Below are 871 nucleotides of genomic sequence, written 5' to 3'. Positions count from 1 at the left end.
GATAGCCAACCAGCCGGATGCGATCCGCAAGTGGCTTTGCCGCTATGAACGTGGTGCAGCATTACAGCTGGCCTTTGAGCCGACCAGCACGTACCACATGGCGCTGGTGAAGGCGGCGCTGCAGCGCAAGATTGAGTTGTATTCGATCAACCCACGGCAGATCCACCATTACCGCTACTCGGTGGGTCTGCGCCACAAGAGTGACCCGCACGATGCCTGGTTGCTGGCCCGCTACCTGGCGCATGAAGCAGCCGCCCTGCGGCCGTATCAACCGCAGGACGAACGTTTACAGCGGTTATGGGCCTTGCTGAAGCGCCGCGCCAAGGTGGTCAAGGCGCGCCAGCAACTGCAACAGAGTCTGATGGACGTGGGGGTTTCGTGCCAAGCGGCATTGACCCAACTGGAACGGTTGATTAAGCGCATGGATCGGCTGATCGAGCGCTTGCTGGACGCCTTGGAACTAAGGGAGGACTATCAGCGCTGCCGCACGGCGCCGGGGATCGGGCCCTTAACCGCGGCAGCCATGGTGGCGGCCTACCATCGCGGGGTGTTCGCTTCAGCCGACGCGTTTGTCGCTTACTTTGGCCTGGATGTGCGTGTACGCGACTCGGGGCGTAAACGTGGGCGCCGGAAGCTCACCAAGCACGGCGATCCGGAAGTGCGGCGACTGCTTTTCTGCGGCTCCCACGCAGCACGCTACGACCCGTGTTTTGCTGCGTACTATCAGAAGCAAATGGACAAAGGCTTGTGTGCAACCGCTGCCCGGGTGGTGCTGATGCGCAAGCAGGTTCGTATCGTGTTCGCGTTACTGAGCAAGAAAGAAATCTATCGACCAATGGCCTCGGGGGTTGCATGAAGTCATAGAACCTTC

At 60.4% G+C, this 871-nt stretch carries 1 protein-coding gene; it reads left to right on the top strand.

Going from position 1 to position 871, the window contains the following annotated elements; all coding sequences use genetic code 11:
* On the top strand, positions 1–856 hold an 856-nt coding region (locus V3330_RS19595; RefSeq protein ID WP_354697159.1), incomplete at its 5' end, for a transposase.
* Positions 857–871: the final 15 nt, after the last annotated feature.

The sequence above is a fragment of the Elongatibacter sediminis genome (assembly GCF_037892215.1).
Classification (GTDB): domain Bacteria; phylum Pseudomonadota; class Gammaproteobacteria; order Xanthomonadales; family SZUA-36; genus Elongatibacter; species Elongatibacter sediminis.
This window is presented reverse-complemented; position numbering and strand designations above follow the sequence as displayed.